The 20576-nt window shown below is 60.8% G+C and carries 22 protein-coding genes and 1 pseudogene; 6 read left to right on the top strand and 17 right to left on the bottom strand.

Annotation, left to right across the window (positions count from 1 at the left end; genetic code table 11):
* Nucleotides 1-133 precede the first annotated feature (133 nt).
* The 5 genes and pseudogenes from NI20_RS0105940 to NI20_RS0105960 form a co-directional block, all read left to right on the top strand.
* Nucleotides 134-550: pseudogene (locus tag NI20_RS0105940) on the top strand (manganese catalase family protein); the annotation flags it as partial.
* A gap of 283 nt (nt 551-833) precedes the next feature.
* Nucleotides 834-1106, top strand: a complete 273-nt coding sequence (locus NI20_RS0105945; protein WP_033120525.1) for a TM1266 family iron-only hydrogenase system putative regulator — start codon at nt 834-836, stop codon at nt 1104-1106.
* Nucleotides 1103-2134, top strand: a complete 1032-nt coding sequence (locus tag NI20_RS0105950; protein ID WP_033120526.1) for an ABC transporter substrate-binding protein — start codon at nt 1103-1105, stop codon at nt 2132-2134. Before NI20_RS0105945 ends, NI20_RS0105950 begins: the two co-directional genes overlap by 4 nt.
* 59 nt (nt 2135-2193) lie before the next feature.
* Entirely contained in the window at nt 2194-2958 is a 765-nt protein-coding gene (locus NI20_RS0105955; RefSeq protein ID WP_081958397.1) for an ABC transporter permease, read from the top strand.
* Complete coding sequence (locus NI20_RS0105960) at nt 2955-3521, top strand: ATP-binding cassette domain-containing protein (protein WP_242842938.1); 567 nt, start codon at nt 2955-2957, stop codon at nt 3519-3521. The genes NI20_RS0105955 and NI20_RS0105960 overlap by 4 nt, the downstream gene beginning before the upstream one ends.
* 45 nt (nt 3522-3566) lie before the next feature.
* On the opposite strand, the gene NI20_RS14120 is transcribed toward NI20_RS0105960, so the two are convergent.
* Nucleotides 3567-4400 (bottom strand): hypothetical protein, encoded by an 834-nt coding sequence (locus tag NI20_RS14120; protein WP_052084463.1) that lies wholly within the window; start codon nt 4398-4400, stop codon nt 3567-3569.
* A 666-nt stretch (nt 4401-5066) separates the two neighbouring features.
* Nucleotides 5067-5495 carry an Rrf2 family transcriptional regulator gene (locus NI20_RS0105970; protein WP_033120529.1) on the bottom strand — a complete coding sequence of 143 codons (429 nt, stop codon included), beginning with the start codon at nt 5493-5495 and terminating at the stop codon, nt 5067-5069.
* Nucleotides 5496-5812: 317 nt separating this feature from the next.
* On the opposite strand from NI20_RS0105970, the gene cysK reads away from it, so the two are divergent.
* Nucleotides 5813-6745, top strand: coding sequence for a cysteine synthase A (gene cysK / locus NI20_RS0105975; RefSeq protein ID WP_033120530.1), 933 nt, complete (start codon nt 5813-5815; stop codon nt 6743-6745).
* A gap of 81 nt (nt 6746-6826) precedes the next feature.
* Here cysK and rsgA read toward each other — a convergent pair whose 3' ends face one another.
* The 15 genes from rsgA to NI20_RS0106050 form a co-directional block, all read right to left on the bottom strand.
* Nucleotides 6827-7723 (bottom strand): ribosome small subunit-dependent GTPase A, encoded by an 897-nt coding sequence (rsgA, locus tag NI20_RS0105980; protein ID WP_033120531.1) that lies wholly within the window; start codon nt 7721-7723, stop codon nt 6827-6829.
* Nucleotides 7720-9483: a Stk1 family PASTA domain-containing Ser/Thr kinase gene (pknB, locus tag NI20_RS0105985; RefSeq protein ID WP_052084464.1), complete on the bottom strand. Its 1764-nt coding sequence runs from the start codon at nt 9481-9483 to the stop codon at nt 7720-7722. Before pknB ends, rsgA begins: the two co-directional genes overlap by 4 nt.
* Nucleotides 9484-9498: 15 nt before the next feature.
* Nucleotides 9499-10230: a Stp1/IreP family PP2C-type Ser/Thr phosphatase gene (locus tag NI20_RS0105990; protein ID WP_033120532.1), complete on the bottom strand. Its 732-nt coding sequence runs from the start codon at nt 10228-10230 to the stop codon at nt 9499-9501.
* Nucleotides 10227-11264 carry a 23S rRNA (adenine(2503)-C(2))-methyltransferase RlmN gene (gene rlmN, locus NI20_RS0105995; RefSeq protein WP_033120533.1) on the bottom strand — a complete coding sequence of 346 codons (1038 nt, stop codon included), beginning with the start codon at nt 11262-11264 and terminating at the stop codon, nt 10227-10229. The genes NI20_RS0105990 and rlmN overlap by 4 nt, the downstream gene beginning before the upstream one ends.
* Entirely contained in the window at nt 11257-12597 is a 1341-nt protein-coding gene (gene rsmB / locus NI20_RS0106000; protein WP_033120534.1) for a 16S rRNA (cytosine(967)-C(5))-methyltransferase RsmB, read from the bottom strand. Before rsmB ends, rlmN begins: the two co-directional genes overlap by 8 nt.
* Nucleotides 12590-13516 (bottom strand): methionyl-tRNA formyltransferase, encoded by a 927-nt coding sequence (gene fmt, locus NI20_RS0106005; RefSeq protein ID WP_033120535.1) that lies wholly within the window; start codon nt 13514-13516, stop codon nt 12590-12592. The genes rsmB and fmt overlap by 8 nt, the downstream gene beginning before the upstream one ends.
* A complete protein-coding gene (def, locus tag NI20_RS0106010; protein WP_033120536.1) occupies nt 13513-14016 on the bottom strand; it encodes a peptide deformylase in 504 nt (167 codons plus the stop codon). Before def ends, fmt begins: the two co-directional genes overlap by 4 nt.
* An 18-nt stretch (nt 14017-14034) precedes the next feature.
* Nucleotides 14035-16503, bottom strand: coding sequence for a primosomal protein N' (priA, locus tag NI20_RS0106015; protein ID WP_033120537.1), 2469 nt, complete (start codon nt 16501-16503; stop codon nt 14035-14037).
* 29 nt (nt 16504-16532) lie between these two features.
* Nucleotides 16533-16745, bottom strand: a complete 213-nt coding sequence (rpoZ, locus tag NI20_RS0106020) for a DNA-directed RNA polymerase subunit omega (protein ID WP_033120538.1) — start codon at nt 16743-16745, stop codon at nt 16533-16535.
* Nucleotides 16746-16787: 42 nt separating this feature from the next.
* Complete coding sequence (gene gmk / locus NI20_RS0106025) at nt 16788-17381, bottom strand: guanylate kinase (protein WP_033120539.1); 594 nt, start codon at nt 17379-17381, stop codon at nt 16788-16790.
* 6 nt (nt 17382-17387) lie between these two features.
* Entirely contained in the window at nt 17388-17648 is a 261-nt protein-coding gene (locus NI20_RS0106030) for a DUF370 domain-containing protein (RefSeq protein ID WP_033120540.1), read from the bottom strand.
* Nucleotides 17649-17660: 12 nt separating this feature from the next.
* Nucleotides 17661-18548: a YicC/YloC family endoribonuclease gene (locus NI20_RS0106035; protein WP_033120541.1), complete on the bottom strand. Its 888-nt coding sequence runs from the start codon at nt 18546-18548 to the stop codon at nt 17661-17663.
* Nucleotides 18549-18610: 62 nt separating this feature from the next.
* Nucleotides 18611-19258 (bottom strand): DnaJ domain-containing protein, encoded by a 648-nt coding sequence (locus NI20_RS15850; RefSeq protein ID WP_033120542.1) that lies wholly within the window; start codon nt 19256-19258, stop codon nt 18611-18613.
* Nucleotides 19255-20163: a DUF5685 family protein gene (locus NI20_RS0106045; protein WP_033120543.1), complete on the bottom strand. Its 909-nt coding sequence runs from the start codon at nt 20161-20163 to the stop codon at nt 19255-19257. The genes NI20_RS15850 and NI20_RS0106045 overlap by 4 nt, the downstream gene beginning before the upstream one ends.
* 3 nt (nt 20164-20166) lie before the next feature.
* Entirely contained in the window at nt 20167-20574 is a 408-nt protein-coding gene (locus NI20_RS0106050; protein WP_033120544.1) for a SoxR reducing system RseC family protein, read from the bottom strand.
* Between the last annotated feature and the right edge of the window lie 2 nt (nt 20575-20576).

The following is a 20576-nucleotide window of genomic DNA, read 5'->3' on the forward strand; positions in this document are numbered from 1 at the left end:
GCGATAGTGGTAGTCCGCGTCAAAGGAATGAAGCCAGCCGGCATTTCGCACATTCGCGTTTTCGTTCTCTTTTTCGGCCTGTACCCCTTGCAGCGCAAGGGTTTTTCGCGCTTGTGGCCCTTGGACTTCCACAGTCGGCACAGAGGAGCTGGGGCATTTGGAGATGGTCGGTACGATCGTCCACCAGCTCACGCGAAATCTCACGGAGGAACAGATCAAGGAGGCTGGATTCGAGGCCTATTTTGTCGACCACACGACAGGCGTTTTCCCGCAGTTCGCCTCGGGCTACCCGTGGTCGGCGAGCACCATGCAGGTCACGGGCGACACCATCGCGGACCTGACGGAGGACCTGGCGGCAGAGCAGAAAGCGCGCGTGACGTACGACAATATCCTGCGCCTTTCCGACGATCCGGACGTGAGTGATGTCATCAAATTCCTGCGTGCGCGCGAGATCGTACACTTCCAGCGCTTCGGCGAAGGCCTGCGCCTCGCCAAAGACCGCCTGGACGAGAAAAATGTCTACTATGTAAACCCGAGCTTTGACAAGTAAAGATGACAGAAAAAGCACGCCGAAAAGCGTGCTTTTTCCTTTTGCATTCCACATCTTGACGCCACAGAAAAACTGTGGTATCATCGCTTTGCCTTTCGGGAAGACTACTCTGACCGGCGGCGAACCAGATTCATTCTACCGTTCTGACAGCGAGGATGCGTTCCGAGCCACAAGAAGAGGGAAAACAAAGGCACAGCCCTGCTGCGTCGTCATTTGCTGTTTCCATCCCTTCTGCTGAACGGCGGAAGGGATGATTTTTATTTTGACAAAGGAGAATGCGTTAATGGAAACGAGAGTCGCCGTGCTGGCCATCATCGTCCGCGAGGGAAGCTTCGTCCAACCGCTCAACGAGCTGCTGCACGAGTACGGGCAGTATATCATCGGGCGTATGGGCGTGCCGTACCGCGAAAAGGGCGTGAATATCATCAGCGTGGCGCTCGACGCGCCGGGCAACGTCATCTCCGCCCTGTCGGGCAAGATCGGCCGTCTGGACGGCATCACCGCCAAAACGGTCTACGCGCCCGAGGGCAGCATCGGAAAGGAAGAAAACCAATGAAAAAGAACCTCAAACATCTCTTGGCCCTGTGCCTGACGATTGCGCTCGTCTTCTCGCTCGCCGCCTGCGGGCAGAAGGCGGATGAGACGCCGAACGACGCGCAGAACGACCAGCAGACCGAGCAGGAGGAGTTCACCCCTGCGAGCTACTCCATCGCCGCGCTCAAGGGCCCTACGGCCATGGGCCTTGTGAAGCTGATGAAGGACAGCGAGAGCGGCGAAACTACTGGCAACGAATATACCTTTACCCTTGCCGGTTCTGCGGACGAAGTGACGCCCGCACTCCTCAAGGGCGAGCTCGACATGGCCTGCGTGCCCGCGAACCTCGCCGCCGTGCTCTACAATAAGACGGAGGGCGAGATCGAGGTGCTGGCGGTCAACACGCTCGGCGTTCTCTACATCGTGGAAAACGGCGAGAGCGTGCACTCCATGGCCGACTTGAAGGGCAAGACCATCGTGGCGGCGGGCAAGGGCTCTACGCCGGAATACGCCCTGCGCTATCTTCTCACGGAAAACGGCATCGATCCCGATAACGATGTGATGATCGACTGGAAGAGCGAGCACAGCGAGTGTGTCGCGGCGCTGGCTTCCGGTCAGGCGAGCGTTGCGCTCCTGCCCCAGCCCTTCGTCACCGTGGCGCAGAGCAAGATCGAGGGCCTGCGCATGGCGCTCGATCTGAATGCTGAATGGGACGCACTCGATAACGGCTCGGCGCTCATCACGGGCGTCATTGTTGCCCGCCGCGCGGTCGTGGAGGAAAATCCCGCCGCCGTGGAGGCCTTCCTCAAGGACTACGCCGCGAGCGTCGACTGGGTGAACGCCAACACCGCGGACGCCGCCGCGCTCATCGGCGAATACAGCATCGTGGACGCCGCCGTCGCGGAAAAGGCACTGCCCTACTGCAACATCGTCTGCCTGACGGGGGCAGATCTTCTTGAGGCGCTGCCCGGTTATTTAGAGGTGCTCTACAATGCGTCTCCCGCCGCTGTCGGCGGCGAGATGCCGGATAACAGCTTCTATTTCGCATAAATTCTTTGCGGCGGCGGGCGCTGTCCCGCCGCCGTATTTCAAGGAAAGGAGAGATGATCATGCGCGGAAAAAAGCAGAACGTGCGTCTCTGGGCAGTCGCTTTCTGGCTGATCGTCTGGCAGCTTGCCGCGGTGGCACTGCACGCGGCATACCCGCACGGCGCGCTGCTGCTCCCCTCTCCCGTATCCTCGCTCGCGCGGCTCTGGACGCTTGCGAGCACGGCAGTATTCTGGCGCGCCATCGGCACGTCGAGCATGCACATCTTGGGCGGCTTTTTGCTTTCCTGCGCGCTGGCAGTTGTACTGGCGGCGCTTTCCGCGCGGTTTTCGCGCGTCGAAGAGCTGCTTGCACCGCTCGTGGCGGCAGTCAAGACCGTGCCGGTGGCGTCGTTCATCATTCTGGCGCTTATCTGGCTCTCCAGCCGAACGCTGCCGCTGTTCATCGCGGCGCTGATGGTCTTCCCGCCCGTGTACTTAAATGTGCTTGAGGGCATCCGGCGCACGGACGCCTCTCTTCTGGAGATGGCGCGCGTGTTCCGCGTGCCGTTTTCGCGCACGCTGCGGGGCGTGTATCTGCCGCAGGTGCTTCCCTACTTCCGCTCTGCCGTCAGTGCGGCGCTGGGCCTTTGCTGGAAGGCCGGCACTGCGGCGGAGGTCATCGCCCTCTCCAGCGGCTCGATCGGTGAGAAGCTCTACAACGCGAAGATATACTTCCAGACCGCCGACCTCTTCGCCTGGACGGCGGCGATCGTGCTGATCTCGGCGGCGTTTGAAAAGCTGTTTCTTCTCCTCGTGGACAAGATCGCAGAAAGGATGGGCGCATGATGGAGCTTCGAGTCGAACACCTTTGCAAGCGCTACGGCGAGAATGCCGTGCTTGACGACATTTCCTTTACCGCGCGCATCGGCGTGACGCGCCTGCTCGGTCCCTCCGGCATCGGCAAGACGACGCTGCTGCGCGTGCTGCTCGGGCTGGAAACGCCGGACAGCGGTACGGTCAACGGCGATAAATTTCGCTGGACGGCGGTCTTTCAGGAAAACCGCCTGCTCGAAGGGCTGGACGCAGAGGGAAATCTTCGCTTCGTCCTCGGCGCGAATTACAACGCCGCGGCGGCGCAGGCGCTCCTGGAAGAACTGGGACTTGGCGACGTGGGGAAAAAGAAGGTACGCGATTATTCCGGCGGCATGCAGCGCCGGCTGGCACTCGCTCGAGCGCTGCTCGCGCCGTCCGACGCGCTCGCGCTCGACGAGCCGTTCACCGGCCTCGACGCGGAAAACCGCGAGGCCGCGATGCGCGCCATCCTGCGCGCGGCAGAGACGAAAATCGTGATCCTCTCCACACATGAGGAATTACCCATCCCCGTCCTCTGCCAGATCATCGAATTGTAAAAAGGAAGCGCAAGCAAAATGCTTGCGCTTCCTTTTTTGATGAAGTTACGCGCAGATGGCCTCGTCATAGACGGTGCTCGCGCCGCTGTGGGCGGCGACGAACTTATCGCGGAACGTATTGACCAAGCTCTCGTTGCCGTAGACGGACACGACGTACTGCCCCGACGTGAGGATCACGAGCCTTTCGGGGAAGCCGCACATCCACTGCTTGCCCTGCACGGCGCTGCGGATGTCGGCGGCGACGGTCGAAACGTTGCCCGCGTCACTGACGTGGAACGCGCCGCAGGTAAAGGTGTTGAGGTTCATCATGTGCACGAGCGATGCCGCGCCGTCGATGAGCGACACGTCGGCGGACGGGAACGTCAGCTGATAGGTCAGGTTGTCAGCGTTCGACACATCGAAGCTGCCGGGCGCGCTGTCGACGCTGTGCTCTGCGTCTCCGCCCGCGGCGGGAAATTTGTCATCCTCGCTGTACGTGCTCCAGACAGACGTGAGCAGTGAGAGCGCGCCGGTGTCCTGCGCCGCAGGTGTTTCCGACGGTGTTTCCGCGGGCTTGGAGGGCTCGGCAGGTTTAGCAGGTTCGGACGGCTTGCTTGCGGGCGTCTCGTCCTTCTTGCTGTTGGACTTGGTCGGTTCCGCGGGCTTTTGTGCCTCGTCAGTTTTTTCGCCCTTGTTTGCGTCGGGTTCGATCTCTGTAGCGTCGGACGCATTGTCTTTGTCCGCGTCATCCGCGGAAGGCTCGTCCTGCTTGTCGTCGACGGGCGTCTCCGCCTGTGTGGGATCGTCCTCTTCCGGCGTCTTGTCGTCCGCCTTGCTGCCGCAGGCAGCGAGCGAAAGCGTCATAGCGAGCGTCAGAAGAAGGCAAAGCAGCTTTTTCATCAAAGTTCTCCTTGCGATTTAGTATTTGTATACTGTATTGTAACAGAGATTTTTTAGAAAAGGAAGTCTTTTATTTTCTTCTTGCAAGAAGTGCAAAGGGTTTCCCTGCGCCGCGCAGGGGAGCGAGTCAAAGGGGGCGTTCTCTTTCGCGAAAGAGAACGCCCCCTTTGGACCCCCCAGAGAAAGGCATTTTTTCATTGCAAGCAAGCAGCTCGAAGAGGCGCGATGCTTGCCGATGATACTTCCTGCGCGCGGCGTTGCCGCGTTAGCATTGCTATACGATTTGGTTTGCTCCTACTATCCGCTGCCGCTCTGCCCATCTTGTAGAAGTACACCTAATCATCGTCTATCGAGGTACTCATCAATGCGGCGAGCGCAGCAATGCCGTATTCGGCAGGAAGTCTGCCGCCGGACAAACGTCACTCGCGCCTCACGATAGTAAGGTGCGGTTGAGAGCGGTAACGACTCGCAGGGATTCATGGCGAAGCCATGTACACCGCACCCGATTGCGCAGCGCGAGCAGCTCTTCGAGCTGCTCTCTTGCAATGGCGGGGTCAAGGGGCAGAGCCCCTTGCGTTCTCTTTGGGGGTCCAAGGGGGCCATTCTCTCACGTGAGAGAATGGCCCCCTTATCTGCGTCCCCCTGCACGGTGCAGGGAAATTGTAATTATATTACATAATCATAATCCCCATCTTCGCGCAGCAGATCCGCGAGAGTGTACTGATCAAGATATTTATTGATGACATCGTTCAGTCCCGCCCAGAGCGAGAGTGTGCGGCACTCCCCTGCGCGGTCGCAGGGCGAGCTGCCGGCTTCGAGGCACGCGACGGGGGCGAGCGAGCCCTCCATCAGCCGCAGGATCTGGCCGGTCGTGAACTGATCCGGGCTCTTGCACAGGCGGTAGCCGCCGCCCTTGCCGCGCATGCCCTCGACCACGCCGCCCTTGACGAGCGATTTGACGATGCTCTCTAAATATTTTTCTGAAATGTCCTGCCGCTTGGCGATCTCCTTAAGCGGGATGTACCCGTCGGTTTGGTGCTCGGCCATGTCGATGAGCACGCGCAGCGCGTAGCGGCCCTTGGTTGAAATCATCATAGTATGTTCACGCCTTTCTAAGCACATCCGTTGAAAGGCATTCGGGAGTCGGCCTTCTTCAACTTTTGATATTCCTATTATATTACATGGTTTATGGGAATTCAATAGATTTTTTTGAAATTTCCTCTTGACAAATCCAAACGCACATCGTATAATCCCTACATACCTACTCGAAAGGTTGGTAATAAACGTGAATTCATTCCTTCACCCGTTCCGATGTCGCCGCGGCAGAACATAAGATGCAAGCGATCACCGAAACCTATAAAACAAACAATAAAATTTTGATATAGAACGTACATCGTTCAGGAGGAAACATTATGAACAAGATTTACACTTCTGCGGACCAGCTGATCGGCAAGACCCCGCTTCTCGAACTGTCCCACATCGAAAAGGCTGAAAAGCTCGAGGCTAAGCTCCTCGCCAAGCTCGAATACTTCAACCCCGCAGGCTCCGTCAAGGATCGTATCGCCAAGGCCATTCTTGATGACGCTGAGGCAAGCGGCAAGCTGAAGCCCGACTCCGTCATCATCGAGCCGACCTCCGGCAACACCGGTATCGGTCTTGCATCCGTGGCCGCCGCACGCGGCTATCGCATCATCATCGTCATGCCCGAGACCATGAGCGTCGAGCGCCGCCAGCTGATGAAGGCCTACGGCGCAGAGCTCGTTCTCTCCGACGGCGCAAAGGGCATGAAGGGTGCCATCGCCAAGGCTGAAGAGATCGCCGCGCAGACTCCGGGAAGCTTCATCCCCGGCCAGTTCGTCAACCCCGCGAACCCCAAGGCGCACTATGAGACCACCGGTCCCGAGATCTGGGAGGACACCGACGGGCAGGTCGACATCTTTGTCGCCGGCGTCGGCACCGGCGGCACGCTGACCGGCACGGGCAAGTTCCTCAAGGAGCAGAACCCCAACGTCAAGGTCGTCGCCGTCGAGCCCGCCTCATCCCCCGTTCTGAGCAAGGGTGTTGCGGGCGCGCACAAGATCCAGGGCATCGGCGCAGGCTTTGTCCCCGAGGTTCTGGATACCAAGATCTATGACGAGATCATCACCGTCGAAAATGACGACGCCTTTGCCACCGGCAAGCTTGTCGGCCACAGCGAGGGCGTGCTGGTCGGTATCTCCTCCGGCGCTGCCGTTTGGGCCGGTATCCAGCTCGCCAAGCGTCCCGAGAACAAGGGCAAGACCATCGTGGTCCTGCTGCCCGACACCGGTGACCGTTACCTCTCCACCCCCCTGTTTCAGGATTGATATTTGATCCCTCTCTCATCTCTCTAAATGGCGAAGGCCCGCTTCCGAAAGGAAGCGGGCCTTTGTCCATTTTATTTTCGGTTAGCGTCGTTTTTGACTGCCCGCGTTCCATTCGCGCAGGTCCTTGAGCTCGTCGTAGAGTCGGCAGTAGCTTTCATGCCGCCCTCTGACGATCCTGCCATCTTTTACGGCCTGACGCACCGAGCAGCCCTTTTCCTTTGTGTGGCTGCACCCGACGAATTGGCAGTTGCCAAGGTAGGGCGAAAAGTCCAAAAAGCACTCGGGTAGCTTTTCTTTGAGCTCCAAATTGAGCCCCGTCGTCTCGAACGAGGAAAAGCCCGGCGTGTCGATGATCTCCGCGCCGCAGGGTAGCTCGTAGAGCTCAACATGGCGCGTCGTGTGCCGTCCGCGGCCGAGCGCCTGACTCACCTCGCCCGTCTTGAGCGACATGCTGGGGTCGAGCGCATTCAGAATGCTCGACTTGCCAACGCCGGAGTTGCCTGTGACGGCGGAGAGCCGCCCGACGAGCTGGGCGCGTAGCGCCTCGATGCCCTCGCCCGTCTCCGCGCTGACGCTGACGGTGCGAAAGCCCGCGTTTTCATAGTATTCCCGAAGCGCGTCCGCGGGGTCTAAGTCGCACTTGTTGATGCAGATGAGCACGTCGCAGCACTTGAGCGCGGCGATGGCCGTCATGCGGTCGACCAAATATGGATCGGTCTTCGGGATCGCCTGTGAGCAGACGATGACCATCTGGTCGATGTTGGCGACGCTCGGGCGGTCAAAGCTGTTTCGGCGCGGCAGAATTTCGTCGATGCGGCCTTCGCCGCCCGGTACCTCGCAGAATTCGACGTCGTCGCCCACGAGCGGCGAAATGCCCTCCCTGCGGAATTTGCCGCGCGCCTTGCAGGTGTAGAGCTGTCCGTCCGCGCATTTGACATAGTAGAAGCCGCTCAGTGCGCGCTGTATTCTTCCTCTCACGGCTGCGGTTCCCCTCCGGAGGTCGTGGCGTCATCGCCGTAGTCCGGCATGGCAGGGCCTTCGCTGATAACGAAGTTGATGGTCGTGCCCGCGTCCACCTGCGTTTCGGCGCTGATGCTCTGCTCGATGACCGTGCCGTAGGGCTCGTCGGATGCGCGCTGCGTCACCTCGCCGACGACAAGGCCGGTCTGTGTGACCTGCTGGCGGACGATCTCAATGTCGATGCCGATGAAAGAGAGCACTGTCACAGGCTTGGGCTGCTCGCCCTTGCTGACGACGAGCGTGACGCTGTCGCCCTCCTGTAGCGTTTCACCAAACTCGGGGATCGTGCGGATGACATAGCCCTTCGTGATGCTGCTGTATTCCTCGACCGGGTCGTTGACGACAAGGTTCAGGTCAAGGTTGGTGAGCTGGAGCGTTGCGTCGCGGTACTCCTTGTTGACGAGATTCGGCATTTTCTCCGTCTTGGCGCCGGAGCTGACGAAAACCGAGATGACGCGGTTGCCCTTTACGGTCTTGCCGCGCTCGGGCGACTGCTCGATAATCTGACCCGCCGCGTATTCGCTGCTCGCGCGCTGGCCGATCTGTTCGATCGTGAAGATGCCCTTCACGTTTTCGTCCTCGTTCGCCTCGTCGATGGTCATGCCGATGAGATACGGCACCACATACTCCGTCGGCGTCTGCTCGCCGCCGAGAAGATCGCTGAAGATCGCGTGCCAGAGCAGCACGATGAGTGCCACCGCGGCCACCGCCGCGCCGATGATCGTGAGCAGCTTGCGCGTGCCCAGCTTGTGCGGGGATGCCTCTTCTTCCTCCTCGTCGTCCGCCTCCTGCACCTTCTGTGCCTTAGAGACGGTGTGCACGGCGGGGATATACTGCGTGGGCTCATCCACGGTCTCTCGGTGCAGGTCTTCGATCGTGAAGTCGAGGTCGACCTCGGGATTCTTGCGGAACTCCTCAAGGTCTGCGAGCATTTCATCCGCCGAGGCGTAGCGCTTCTCCAAATCGGAGGCCATCGCCTTCATGCAGATGAGCTCAAGCGCTTCGGGCACGTCGGGATTGATCTCGCGCGGCGAGAGCGGCACGGAGGAAAGGTGCTGGATGGCGACGGAAACGGCGTTGTCGCCCTCGAACGGGAGTCTCCCCGTCAGCATTTCGTAGAGCACGACGCCCGCGGAGTAGATGTCCGAGCGCGCGTCCGTGCGGTCGCCCCTCGCCTGCTCGGGCGACATGTAGTGCACCGAGCCGAGCGCCTCCTGCGTGAGCGTGTTGGCGGAGTTGGCGAGGCAGGCGATGCCGAAGTCAGCGACCTTGACGCTGCCGTCGCGAAGCACCATGATGTTCTGCGGCTTGATGTCGCGGTGGATGATGCCGCGCGAATGCGCGTGCGAGAGCGCCTTCATGATCTGCGTGATGAAGTGCAGCGCCTCACGCCAGTTGAGCTGGCCGCGCTTTTCCATATACTGCTTGAGCGTGATGCCGTCGATGAGCTCCATGACGATATACTCCGTCTCGCCGCGGCTGACGTCGTAGACTGAGACGATATTCGGGTGCGAGAGCATTGCGACAGCCTGCGACTCGTCGCGGAAGCGGCGGCGGAAGTCGGCGTCCTCGGCAAGGTCGCTCTTGAGCACCTTGACCGCCACGAGGCGGTTCAAGCGGTGGCACTTGGCCTTGTAGACAACGGCCATGCCGCCGCTGCCGATGACTTCGAGCAGCTCATAGCGGTTGTCGAGCATTTTTCCGATCATATTGTTCATACGGTGCCACCTCCTTTACTCGTGTTCAATGAGCACAGCCGTCACGTTATCCGGCGCGCCCTGCGCCTTGGCGAGCGCAATGAGATCGTCAAGGCTTTCTTCCGCGCTCTTACCCGCGCACACGGCGCGGCAAATTTCGTCGTCCGTCGCGGTGACGACAAGGCCGTCCGTGCAGAGGAGAATTTTGTCCCCCTTGGTGAACGAGACCTCGAACGCGTCGCAGAGCGTGTTTTCGTCTGGGCCGAGCGCGCGGGTGATGAGGTTGCGGTTCGGGTGCGTGCGCGCCTCCTCGGCGGTGATGTTGCCGTTTTCCACGAGCGTCTGCACGACGCTGTGGTCGTGCGTGATGCGTGTAATCTCGCCGCCGCGGATCAAATACGCGCGGCTGTCGCCGATGTTGCAGACGATGGCGTACTTCTCCTCTGCCACTGCGCTGACGAGCGTGGTGCCCATGCCCTGATAGGCGGGGTCTTGCAGCGCGCGCTGATAGACCGCCGTGTTGGCCTTCGCCACACAGAACGACGCGAGCGCGCGCAGCTGCTCGGCGGTCATGTCCGCGCGGATGAGCGCGCGCATTTCCTTCATAAAGGTCTCCACCGCAACAGAGCTTGCGATCTGTCCGCCCTCGGCGCCACCCATGCCGTCGCACACGACGGCGATGAGCAGCTTTTCGCCCTGCTCGACGGCAAAGGTATCCTGATTTTCATGCCGCCGCAGACCGACGTCGGTTTTTCCGCAGGCTCTCATTGTGCGGCCCCCTCTCTTGCTTTCATTTCTTTGCGCCGCAGCTGTCCGCAGCTGGCGTCAATGTCGCCGCCCAGGCTGCGGCGGACCGTCGCCGTCAGGCCGTGGGACTCAAGGCGCTTCTGGAATGCCGCGACGCGCTTGCTCGGCTTGAACTCGCTCTCGACCACGTCGTTGAGCGGGATGAGGTTCACGTGCCCCGGCATGCCGTGGATCTTTTCGGCCAGCAGGTCGGCCTGCCAGTCGTGGTCGTTCACGCCGTCGATCATCGCGTATTCAAACGAGATGCGGCGGCCGGTCTTCTTAAAATAGCGGTGGCAAGCGGCGAACAGCTCCTCCACGTCGTAGGCGTTGTTCACGGGCATGATGCGGCTGCGCGTCGTGCTGTCGGGCGCGTGGAGCGAAACAGACAGCGTGAGCTGCAAATTGTCCTCCGCGAGCGCGTCGATGCCCGGCACCACGCCGCAGGTGGAAAGCGAGATGTGCCGCATGCCGATGTTCATCCCGTCGGGATGGTTGATGAGCTCCAAAAAGCGCAGCACATTTTTCCGGTTGTCCATCGGCTCGCCGATGCCCATCAGGACGATGTTGGAAATTTCGCGTCCGGAGTCAAGCTGCGTGAAAAGCACCTGATCGAGCATTTCCGACGGTGTTAAGTCCCTCACCTTGCCGGCCAGCGTGGACGCGCAGAATTTGCAGCCCATGCGGCAGCCGACCTGCGAGGAAATGCAGACCGTGTTGCCGTGGTGATAGGACATCAGCACCGTTTCGATGCAGTTGCCATCTTGCAGCTCCCAGAGGTATTTGATCGTCCCGTCGAGCTTTGACACCTGCTTGCGCGCGACCGTCGGCACGGTGATGTAGTACTCCGCCCTGAGCTTTTCGTGCAGGGATTTGGGAATATTCATCATCTCGTCAAAATCGGTGATGCCACGGTGCAGCCAGGTGAAGACCTGCTTGCCGCGAAACGACGGCTCGCCCATTGCGCGCAGCGCCGCGGTAATTTCCTCCAATGTCATTGACTTTAAATCAGTCATGCGTCTTTCTCCTCATGCGGCTGAGATAGAACCCGTCCGTATTGTCGCGCTGCGGCCAGAGCGTCAAATGCCCCGGCGCGCTCACGCCGTTCGGCAGCGAAAAGGCTTCGTAAGTAAACTCGTCGTGTGCCTTCAAAAAGCCGTCCGTCACCTGCTCGTTCTCCTCGGGCAGGATCGTGCAAGTCGAGTAGACGAGAAGGCCGCCGTCTTTCACATAGCGCGCGCTGTTCTCTAAGATCGCGCGCTGGATCTCCGGCAGCGCGGAAAACTCCTGCGCATCCTTGTAGCGGATGTCCGGCTTTTTGCGGATGATGCCAAGGCCCGAGCACGGCACATCGCAGATGACGACGTCAAAATGCCCCGCCCATTCCTCGCGGAACGCGCGGCCGTCGACGGCGGCGGTCTCGATGCACGTGATGCCGAGGCGCTGCGCGCCCTCGCGGATGCGCTTCAATTTGTTTTCATGTAGATCGCACGAGAGGATGCTCCCCTCGTTTTCCATCGCGAATGCCGCGGCGAAAGACTTGCCGCCCGGAGCGGCGCAGACGTCCAGCACCCTCTGCCCGCGCGCAAAGTCCGCGGCGCAGACGATCAGGTGTGCCGCCGCGTCCTGTACGGTGAAGCGGCCATTGTAGAAGGCGCTGAGTGTCGTCAAATCACCCGTGCCGGAAAGCTCCAGGCATCCGGGCACCCACGGGTGCGGCGTGACGCAGACGCCCTCGCCGCGAAGCTCGTCGACGAGCGCTTTTTCATTCGTTTTGAGCGGGTTGACCTGTACGCTGATGGGCGAAGCCTCGTTGTCGATGCGAAGAAACGCTTCCGCTTCCTCGGTTCCCAAGAGCGACACGAGCTTTTTCACGAGCCACTGCGGGTGGCTGTAGGCGACACTCAATCGTGCGATATTCCCCTCCGGCAGCGGCGGGAGATTCGACTTATTCTGCGCGACCTTGCGCAGCACGGCGTTGACGAGCCCGCTCGCGGCGCTCCGTCCGTTCGTGCGGCAGAGCTCCACGGACTCGCTGACGGCGGCGTGGTCGGGCACCTTGTCCAAAAACAAGATCTGGTACGCACCGATGCGCAGAATGTCGGCAAGCGGCGGCTGCAAATGGTCGAGCTTCTGCGTACAGTAGGCGCTCAAATACCAGTTCAGCAGCAACTCGTTCTGCATCACGCCGTAGACGATGCGGCTGCAAAGCGCCGCGTCCTGAGCACTCAGTGCGCACTTGCCGAGCTGCGCCTTCAGCGCGGCGTCCGCCCACGCACCGTTGCGGCGGCAGGCGACCAGAACGGAGAGCGCGCATTCGCGCGCGTTCGCGGTATTTCCCTTACGCATCGAGGACCGTCCCCGCGGCGATGCGCTTGCCGTTCAGAAAAGCGTTCGCTGCCATGCGCTTGCCGCCGTCGGGCTGCAGCTCCGTGATGAGAATGCTTTTGCCGTTGCCGCAGGCGGCTTCGATGCCCTTTTTGCGCGCGCACAGCGTGCCGGGCGCGTCCTTCGTTTCGCCGAGCGGCACGGCACGGAAAATTTTCGTGTTCGCGCCGAGAATGCTCGCCGCGGCGCAGGGCCACGGGATCAGCGCGCGGATCTGGTCGATGATCTGCGTGCTGCTTCTCGTCCAATCGATGGGCGAAAGCTCGCGCGAGAGCATGGGCGCATACGTCGCCTGCGACTCGTCCTGCGGCACGCGCTGGGCCGTGCCGTTTTGAATCTCAACGATGGCCTCAGCAATCGCATCCGCGCCGAGCACAGCGAGCTCTTTGAACAGGTCCTCCGCCGTCTCGTCGGGACGGATGGCCTGCTTTTTGACTAAGATCATATCGCCCGCGTCGCACTCTTTCGCCATGTGCATCACGGTCACGCCGGTCTCCTTTTCGCCGTCTAAGATGGCGCGGTTAATCGGCGCTGCGCCGCGGTACTTCGGCAGAATGGACGCGTGTGCGTTGATGCAGCCATGCACCGGCACGGCAAGCATTTCCTCCGGTAGGATGCGACCATAGGCCGCGACGACCGCGAGCTCGGGCGCGAGGGTCTTGAAATCCTCAAGCGCCGTGCCGTCGCGCATCGTCACCGGCTGAAAAACAGGGATATTCTGCGACAAAGCATATTCCTTTACAGGGCTTGGAGTGACTTTGTTTCGGTTGCGCGGCTTGTCCGGCTGCGTGAAAACGCCGCACACGTCGTGCCCGTCCGCGACCAGACGCTCTAAGATCGTGCGCGCAAAGTCGGGCGTGCCCATGAAGACGATCCTCATTCCTCGTCCAGCTCCTTTTCCTGCTCGCGGATATACTGCTCCAGCTCCTCGTCGGTGAGGACTTTGCAGTGCTCGGTGTAGAGGTGGCCGTCGAGATGCTCGATCTCGTGGCAGAAGCAGCGCGCGGTCAGCTCTTCGTCCTCAACTTCAAACTCCGTGCCGTAACGGTCCTGCGCGCGCACGCGCACGACCATCGGGCGCGTGACGATGCCGTACTTGCCCGGCACGCTCAGGCAGCCCTCGAGGCCCGTCTGCTCGCCCTCGGTCTTGATGATCTCGGGGTTGATGAGCTCGATGATCTCGCCCTGCTCATCCTCCACGATGCAGACGCGGCGCAGGATGCCGACCTGCGGGGCGGCGAGGCCGACGCCACCGGCCTCCTCCAGTGTGTCCGCCATGTCGTCGAGCAGCTCATGCAGCCGGTCGTTGAATTCCGTCACGGGGCGGCAGACCTTTGCAAGGCAGGGGTCGCCCACTTCGTGGATCTTGCGAATAGCCATAATTTCATCCTCTTTTCTCTATTGTAAAGCATTGCAGTCGGCAAAAATGTCGAGACCGCGGTTTTCTTTTCTTGCGTAAAATGCCAGCAGATATTCGCTGACGGTGCGCCGCAGCACGCTGCCGCCCTTGCCGCACAGGTACACACAGTAGCGGTAACGGTTGTTGACCTTCACGACCGGCGCGCCCGCGGGGCCGAGCACTTCGACCTCCAAGTCTTTCAGCGGCGGCTGAGAGCAGGCGTAGCGCAGCGCGTCGCACAGCGTGCGGGCGGCGGCAATGACGCGCAGCTCTTCAAGGCCGGAGACCGTCAGCGTGAACAGGTCGGCAAACGGCGGATAGCGCCGCAGCGAGCGCATGCGCAGCTCGTTTTGGTAAAACGTCTCATAATCCTGCTTCGCCGCGGCCTGAATGACCTCGTTTTCGGGGTGGTAGGTCTGGATGACCGCGCGGCCCGGACGCTCGCCGCGTCCGGCCCTGCCGACGACCTGCGCCAGCAGGCTGTACGTCCGCTCGGCGGCGTGGTAGTTCTGCGCGTAGAGCGAAAGGTCCGCGTCCAGCACGCCCACGAGCGTCACGTTTTCAAAATCCAGCCCCTTGGCGACCATCTGCGTGCCAAGAAGGATGGGGATATTCTTTTCTTCAAATTCGCGCAGCAGCGCTTCATGTCCGCGTGACGCGCCGACGGTGTCGGCGTCCATGCGCAGCACTTTAGCCTTTGGGAACAGGTCAAAAAGCTCCTGCTCGACCTTCTGCGTGCCGGAGCCGACGCGCTTCATCAGTCCCCCGCACTCGCTGCACCTGTCCACCACGGCTTCAGAGTGCCCGCAGTAATGGCACATCAGCCGTTCGTTGGCGGAATGGTACGTCATCGGCACGCTGCACCGCGGGCACTGCGGCACGTAGCCGCACTCGCCGCACAGCAGCATCCGCGCGCTGCCGCGCCGGTTGAGAAACAGAATGCTCTGCTCGCCGCGTTCGATATTTTTTTCAAGCTCTGCGCGCAGCGCATGACCGATCGAGGTCTCGTTCCCCTGCCGCAGCTCGTCCTTCATGTCAGCAATCAGCACCTTGGGCAGCGGCAGATCGTTGAACCGCTTATGAAGGGAAAAGACTTGATAGCGTCCGTTTTTGGCGGCGTATGCCGTTTCAATTGTCGGCGTCGCCGAGCCGAGCAGCAGCAGCGCGTCATTCTGCGCGCAGCGGAACTGCGCGACGTCGCGCGCGTGGTAGCGCGGCGGATTTTCGGACTGATAACTCGTCTCCTGCTCTTCATCCAAAATGATGAGCCCGAGGTTTTGCAGCGGTGCGAACACTGCGCTGCGCGTGCCCAGCACGACGCGCACCTCACCGCGGCGGATGCGCTTCCATTGGTCGTAGCGCTCGGTGAGCGGCAGCGCGCTGTGCAGCATCGCGACGTCGCTGCCGAACTGCGCCGTAAAGCGGCGCAGCATTTGCGGCGTCAGCGCGATCTCCGGCACGAGCAGCATGGCGGTCTTGCCGCGCGTGAGAGCTTCTTCGATGAGCCTGATATAGACCTGCGTTTTGCCGCTGGCGGTCACGCCATGCAGCAGCGCGGCACTGCCGCCCTCGAGGCCCAGGAGCGCACAGAGACCGTCGAAAGCGGCCTGCTGTTCGCCGTTGAGCACAATGTCCTCGCGCGCGGGCGCATTATCATAGCGGCTGACGCGCAGCACCTCGCGCTCGGAAAATTCGACAAGTCCGGCCTTCTTGAGGCCGCGCAGCGTTTGCATCGTCGCGCCGGTGTAGTAGCTGATCTCGCTGCTGGATAGGCACCCCTCGCGGCTGAGAAGCTCTACGACCGCATAGCGCACGGGCGCGCTGCGGCGCTTGGGCTCGACCGCGGCGAGCGCGTCCTCCGCGCTGACGCAGAGCGACACCATGCGCACGGACTTATCCTGCAAGCGCTGACGCAGCTTCGTCTCGCGCACGGCGAGGCCGCAGGCCTCGAGCGAGTGGAGCGCCTTTGCCGTCTTTTCGCCGCCGAGCTCATCGAGCGCGGTGCGCTCGATCTCCTTCGCGCTGAGCATCGCGCGCAGCAGCGTTTCCTCGAGCGAATCCGGCGCGACGGACGAGAGCGCGTCCTCCGCGCCGATCTCCGCGTTTATGTGCCACAGCTCGCGGTATTGGAGCCACACGCCGCCGGGGAGGATCGTCTTGATCGCGTCGTAATACGTGCAGAAATAACGCGCCTTCATCCACCGCACAAGGCGGATGTCCTTTGCATCCAGCAGCGGCGCATCGTCGAGCACCGCGTCGATGGGCTTGAGCGGCGACGTCGCCACCTCGCGCCCGACTTCGAGCAAAAAGCCCTCCACGCGCCGATTTCCGCGCCCAAAGGGGATCGTCACGCGCTTGCCGGCCTCGGCGCTGCCGATGAGCTCGTCCGGCACAAGGTAGGTGTAGAGCCGGTCGGCGGCATAAGGAACAGAAGAGACTGCGACGCGAGCAAGCATTTTCTCTGTCATACAGTCTCCCCCTTTGCGTTATTCAAGACTTATTTTGCGATGTGCGTGTCGATATTCTCTGCGGTGAGCTTACCGGCAGCGACCTCGTTGATGGCCGTGGTGACCGGCTTTTCGCAGAGGGGATAACCCTCTTCGTCGGCCTGCTCGGCGATCTGGCGGGCGCGGCGCGCGACCACGTTGACGAGCAGATAACGGTTCTCAACGTACTTGTTGAGCAGACTCATAGCGGGATAAAGCATCATAATAGTTTACTTCCTTCTGCCTTTTTCGGCTGATTTTTGAACTTATTCAGACAAAATGGCCATGCGCTCGGCGGGCTTGCAGTGCTCGGCGAGCATGATGGCGTTGATCTCGCGCACAGCGCGTTCCACCGTGTCGTTGATGACGAAATAATCATAGGTATTAGCGGTCTGAAGCTCGACCTTTGCGCGCACGAGGCGTTTTTGCACCTTTTCGGGACTGTCGGTGCCGCGGCTCGTCAGGCGCTCCTCGAGAGCCTGCCACGAGGGCGGCGCGATGAAGATGCGAACGACATCGGGCCGCTTATGCACGACCTGCAAGGCACCCTGTACCTCGATATCGAGGACGACGTCCTTCCCCTGCTCCATGGCCTCGTCGACAAACTTTTTCGGCGTGCCGTAGAAGTTGCCGACATACTCGGCATACTCCAAAAAGGCGTCCTCCGAGATCATTTTGCGGAACTCGTCGACGTCGGTAAAGTGATAGTGGACGCCGTTTATCTCGCCGGGACGCGGCGGGCGCGTCGTGGCGGAAACGGAGAAACAAAGATCGTCGCGATCCTGAAATAACTCCTTGAGCACCGTGCTCTTGCCCACTCCGGATGGGCCGGAGATGATGAATGTTTTCCCCTTGTACATGATTTTCTATGCTTCCTCCTCCATGGCGAGCGTTTCCACGCCCAGCCTTGCGATCAGCTTGTCAGCGGCGATGGCCGAGAGCACCACATGGTCGCTGTCCATGATGAACACCGACGCGGTCTTGCGGCCGTAGGTCGCGTCGATCAGCATGCCGCGCTCGCGCGACTCCTGAATGAGGCGCTTGATCGGCGCGCTGTCAGGGCTGACGACGGCGATCAGACGCTCGGCGGACACCATGTTGCCAAATCCGATATTCAGCAGCTTCATTTGCTTCGCCCCTTACTCGATGTTCTGCACCTGCTCGCGGATCTTTTCGACCTCCGCCTTGAGCGCGACCACATCGCGCGCGATGGCGACGTCGTTGCACTTCGAGCCGATGGTGTTGCTCTCGCGGTTGACCTCCTGAATAAGAAAGTCCATCTTGCGGCCCATGGGTTCGTCGGAGAGCAGCATGTCGCGCAGCTGCGACACATGCGAGCGCAGACGCACGGTCTCCTCGTCCACGGCGATCTTGTCGGCGTAGATGGCGGCCTCGGTCAGAATGCGAGACTCGTCGATCGTCGTGCTCTGCAGGACCTCCTGCATGCGCGCGGTCAGCTTTTCGCGGTACTCGCGCACCGTTTCGGGCGAGCGCTCCTCGACCTTGCCGGTGAGCGTCTCGATGGTCATGAGGCGGCCGCCGATGTCCTCGGCCAGCTTTTTCCCCTCCGTCGCACGCATCTGGTTATAGGACGCGAGCGCTTCGTCGAGCACCTCGCAGATGTCCGCGCCGACGGACTCCAGGTCCTCCTCCGCCTTCGTGACGGTCAGCACGTCCGGAATGCGGGCGAGATCCGCCGCGTAGGACTGCTTTTGAAGGTAATTCCCGTCGTCGATCTCATAGAGCTTGCGCAGCGCCTCTAAATAGCTGCGGGCCAGACTCTCGTTGACCACGACGACCTCTTCATCCGCGCCGGTCGAGTCGATGGTGACGAACACATCGACCTTGCCGCGCGAGATGGCCTTCTGCACGCGCCCCTTGATGGCGTCCTCTGCGAAGATGTAGGCGCGCGGCAGCTTCACCGTGCAGTCAAGATAGCGGTTGTTGACAGAGCGCACCTCGACGGTGATATCGCGATTGGAGAGCGTTTTTTTGGCTCTTCCATAGCCAGTCATACTTTTGACCACGATTCTTCTCCTCCATGATATAGTAAAAACACAAAACTGAAAAGTACAGGATTAAACAAAAATCAGTAGTAAATGCAGGGCAGAAAATAGCATCCGCCGCCGCTAAAGAGCGTGCAGCACGACCATGCCGCGCAGCAGCGCAGACACGCGCTGTCATCAAAATTGGCCGTGTGGACCGAGCGGAAGCCGTTGGGCCGGTAGCCCGCCCCCGTCAGCGCAGAGAGCGCGTTCTGATACTCTGGATTGTTCGGGTCCATCTGCACGGCGGTCTCCATATAGCGCTTGGCCTCGTCCATCCAGCCGCGCCGCGAGCAGACCACGCCCATCAGGAAGTTCCACTCCGCGTTATGGTCGCTCACGCCGCTTAAGAGACGCTCAGCGAGCGAGATATCGCCGCGGTTGATCGCCATGCGCACCTGATCGAGCGAGCCCGCTCCATAGGCGCCGCCGTAAGCGGAGTTGCCATAGCTATTCCCGCTGCCGTAGCCGTAGGAGTGGCTCTGCGAGGCGGCAGAAGACGCCTTGCGCTGCTTCTGAATCTGGTCATAGGCCTCGTTGATCTCTTTCATTTTTTCCTGCGCGAGATCGGCCAGCGGGTTATCGTGGTAATTGTCCGGGTGGTATTTGCGGGCAAGGTCGCGGTAAGCGCGCTTGACCTCCTCGTCAGTCGCCGTCGGCGGGATATTTAGGATCTGATAGGGGTCATTCATACGGTTTCCTCGTTTTTCTCCGCCTTGATGCGGAAGTGTATTCTACGCGGGGGCTTATGATACGTGCCCTTGAGAACGGCATTGCCGATCCCATAAAGGCTTTCGTAAAAAATGCTGTCTAAAATGCTTGTCCACACGCCGCAGGAGAGCAGCGCGTAAGCGCTCGCCATGCGGTGCACGGAGAGGTCGAGCGAGGCGGCGACGGCTTCCCTGCTCTGCTCGTCCAGCTTGTCGCCATCAAGCTCATAGCGATAGCGCAGCGGATTGTAGCAATTCGAGTGCGCGTCCTTTTCAAAGTCATCTGCCGCGTCGACCAAGTAGATCCAGCGGCCGAGGTGGTAGAAAATTTCCTTCATCACGCGCCGCCGCATTTCGTCATCGACACAGTCGGCGATGTCCGCCATCAGCGCGGCGAAAGGCTCGGCGGCCTGATCGAGCGAGGCGCAGTGCTCCCGCTCGCGCTGGTGCAGATCATTTAGGTGACGCTGCACGGAAGCATCAAATTCCGGCACGAACGTCCTCGCCTTGCGGTAAGCGCCGCGCAGCAAAAGCGCCGCGAGCCGGTATGGGATGGCTTTGAAAAAGCCGTGGTCTTCAATATGGTCGCGAAGCTGCCACCAGGCGAGCACCAGACTGTGGTCTGCCGCCGTTTTGAGCGCGACGGTGTGCGCCATGACGCACTGTGCCTTGCACGGATGCGCCGCGCAGCGGCAGCTCTCGCATTCCGGCTCCTGCGCGTCGGAGAGCAGGATAGCAAGGAACGTGAAGTCGAAATTCAGCACAAAGCGGGCGGCAAAGCCGTACTTTCGCCCGAGCTCGTGGCACAGCCCGCAGTAAACGGACTGGAAGCGCGCTTCGTCCTGCTCGCTGAGGTGCGGCTTGGACGGCCTGATGTAACCAAACATGCCTTAGAAAAGACGCACGATGGTGAACGTCAGCTTGCCGTTTTTCTTCGTGCGGCGGTCGCAGATGATCGCGGGGATGATGCCGACTAAAAACGCCGCGATGGCGACGGCGTAGCGCAGTCCCTCGCTTTCGAGCGCGCCGGTCGCAAAGTAGCCGACAAGAAACAGCACGATCGGCAGAAGATAGACGAGGAGCATCACGCCGAGCAGATTCTTCGTGCTGCTCTCGACCACGACCTTTTGTCCCACTTCGGCGCGGGCGTCGTTGCGCGCGACAGCGCGCACGCTTGCACCCGATACGCCGCAGCCCGCACACTCTTCACAGTCGTGGCCGCAGGCGGACTTGCGCGGGACGGAGATCTCCGCCATGCCGCCGGGAAGGATTTTTTCTACTGTTGCGATCTGAGTCATGC

This window comes from Oscillibacter sp. ER4 (assembly GCF_000765235.1).
Taxonomy (GTDB): domain Bacteria; phylum Bacillota; class Clostridia; order Oscillospirales; family Oscillospiraceae; genus Hominicoprocola; species Hominicoprocola fusiformis.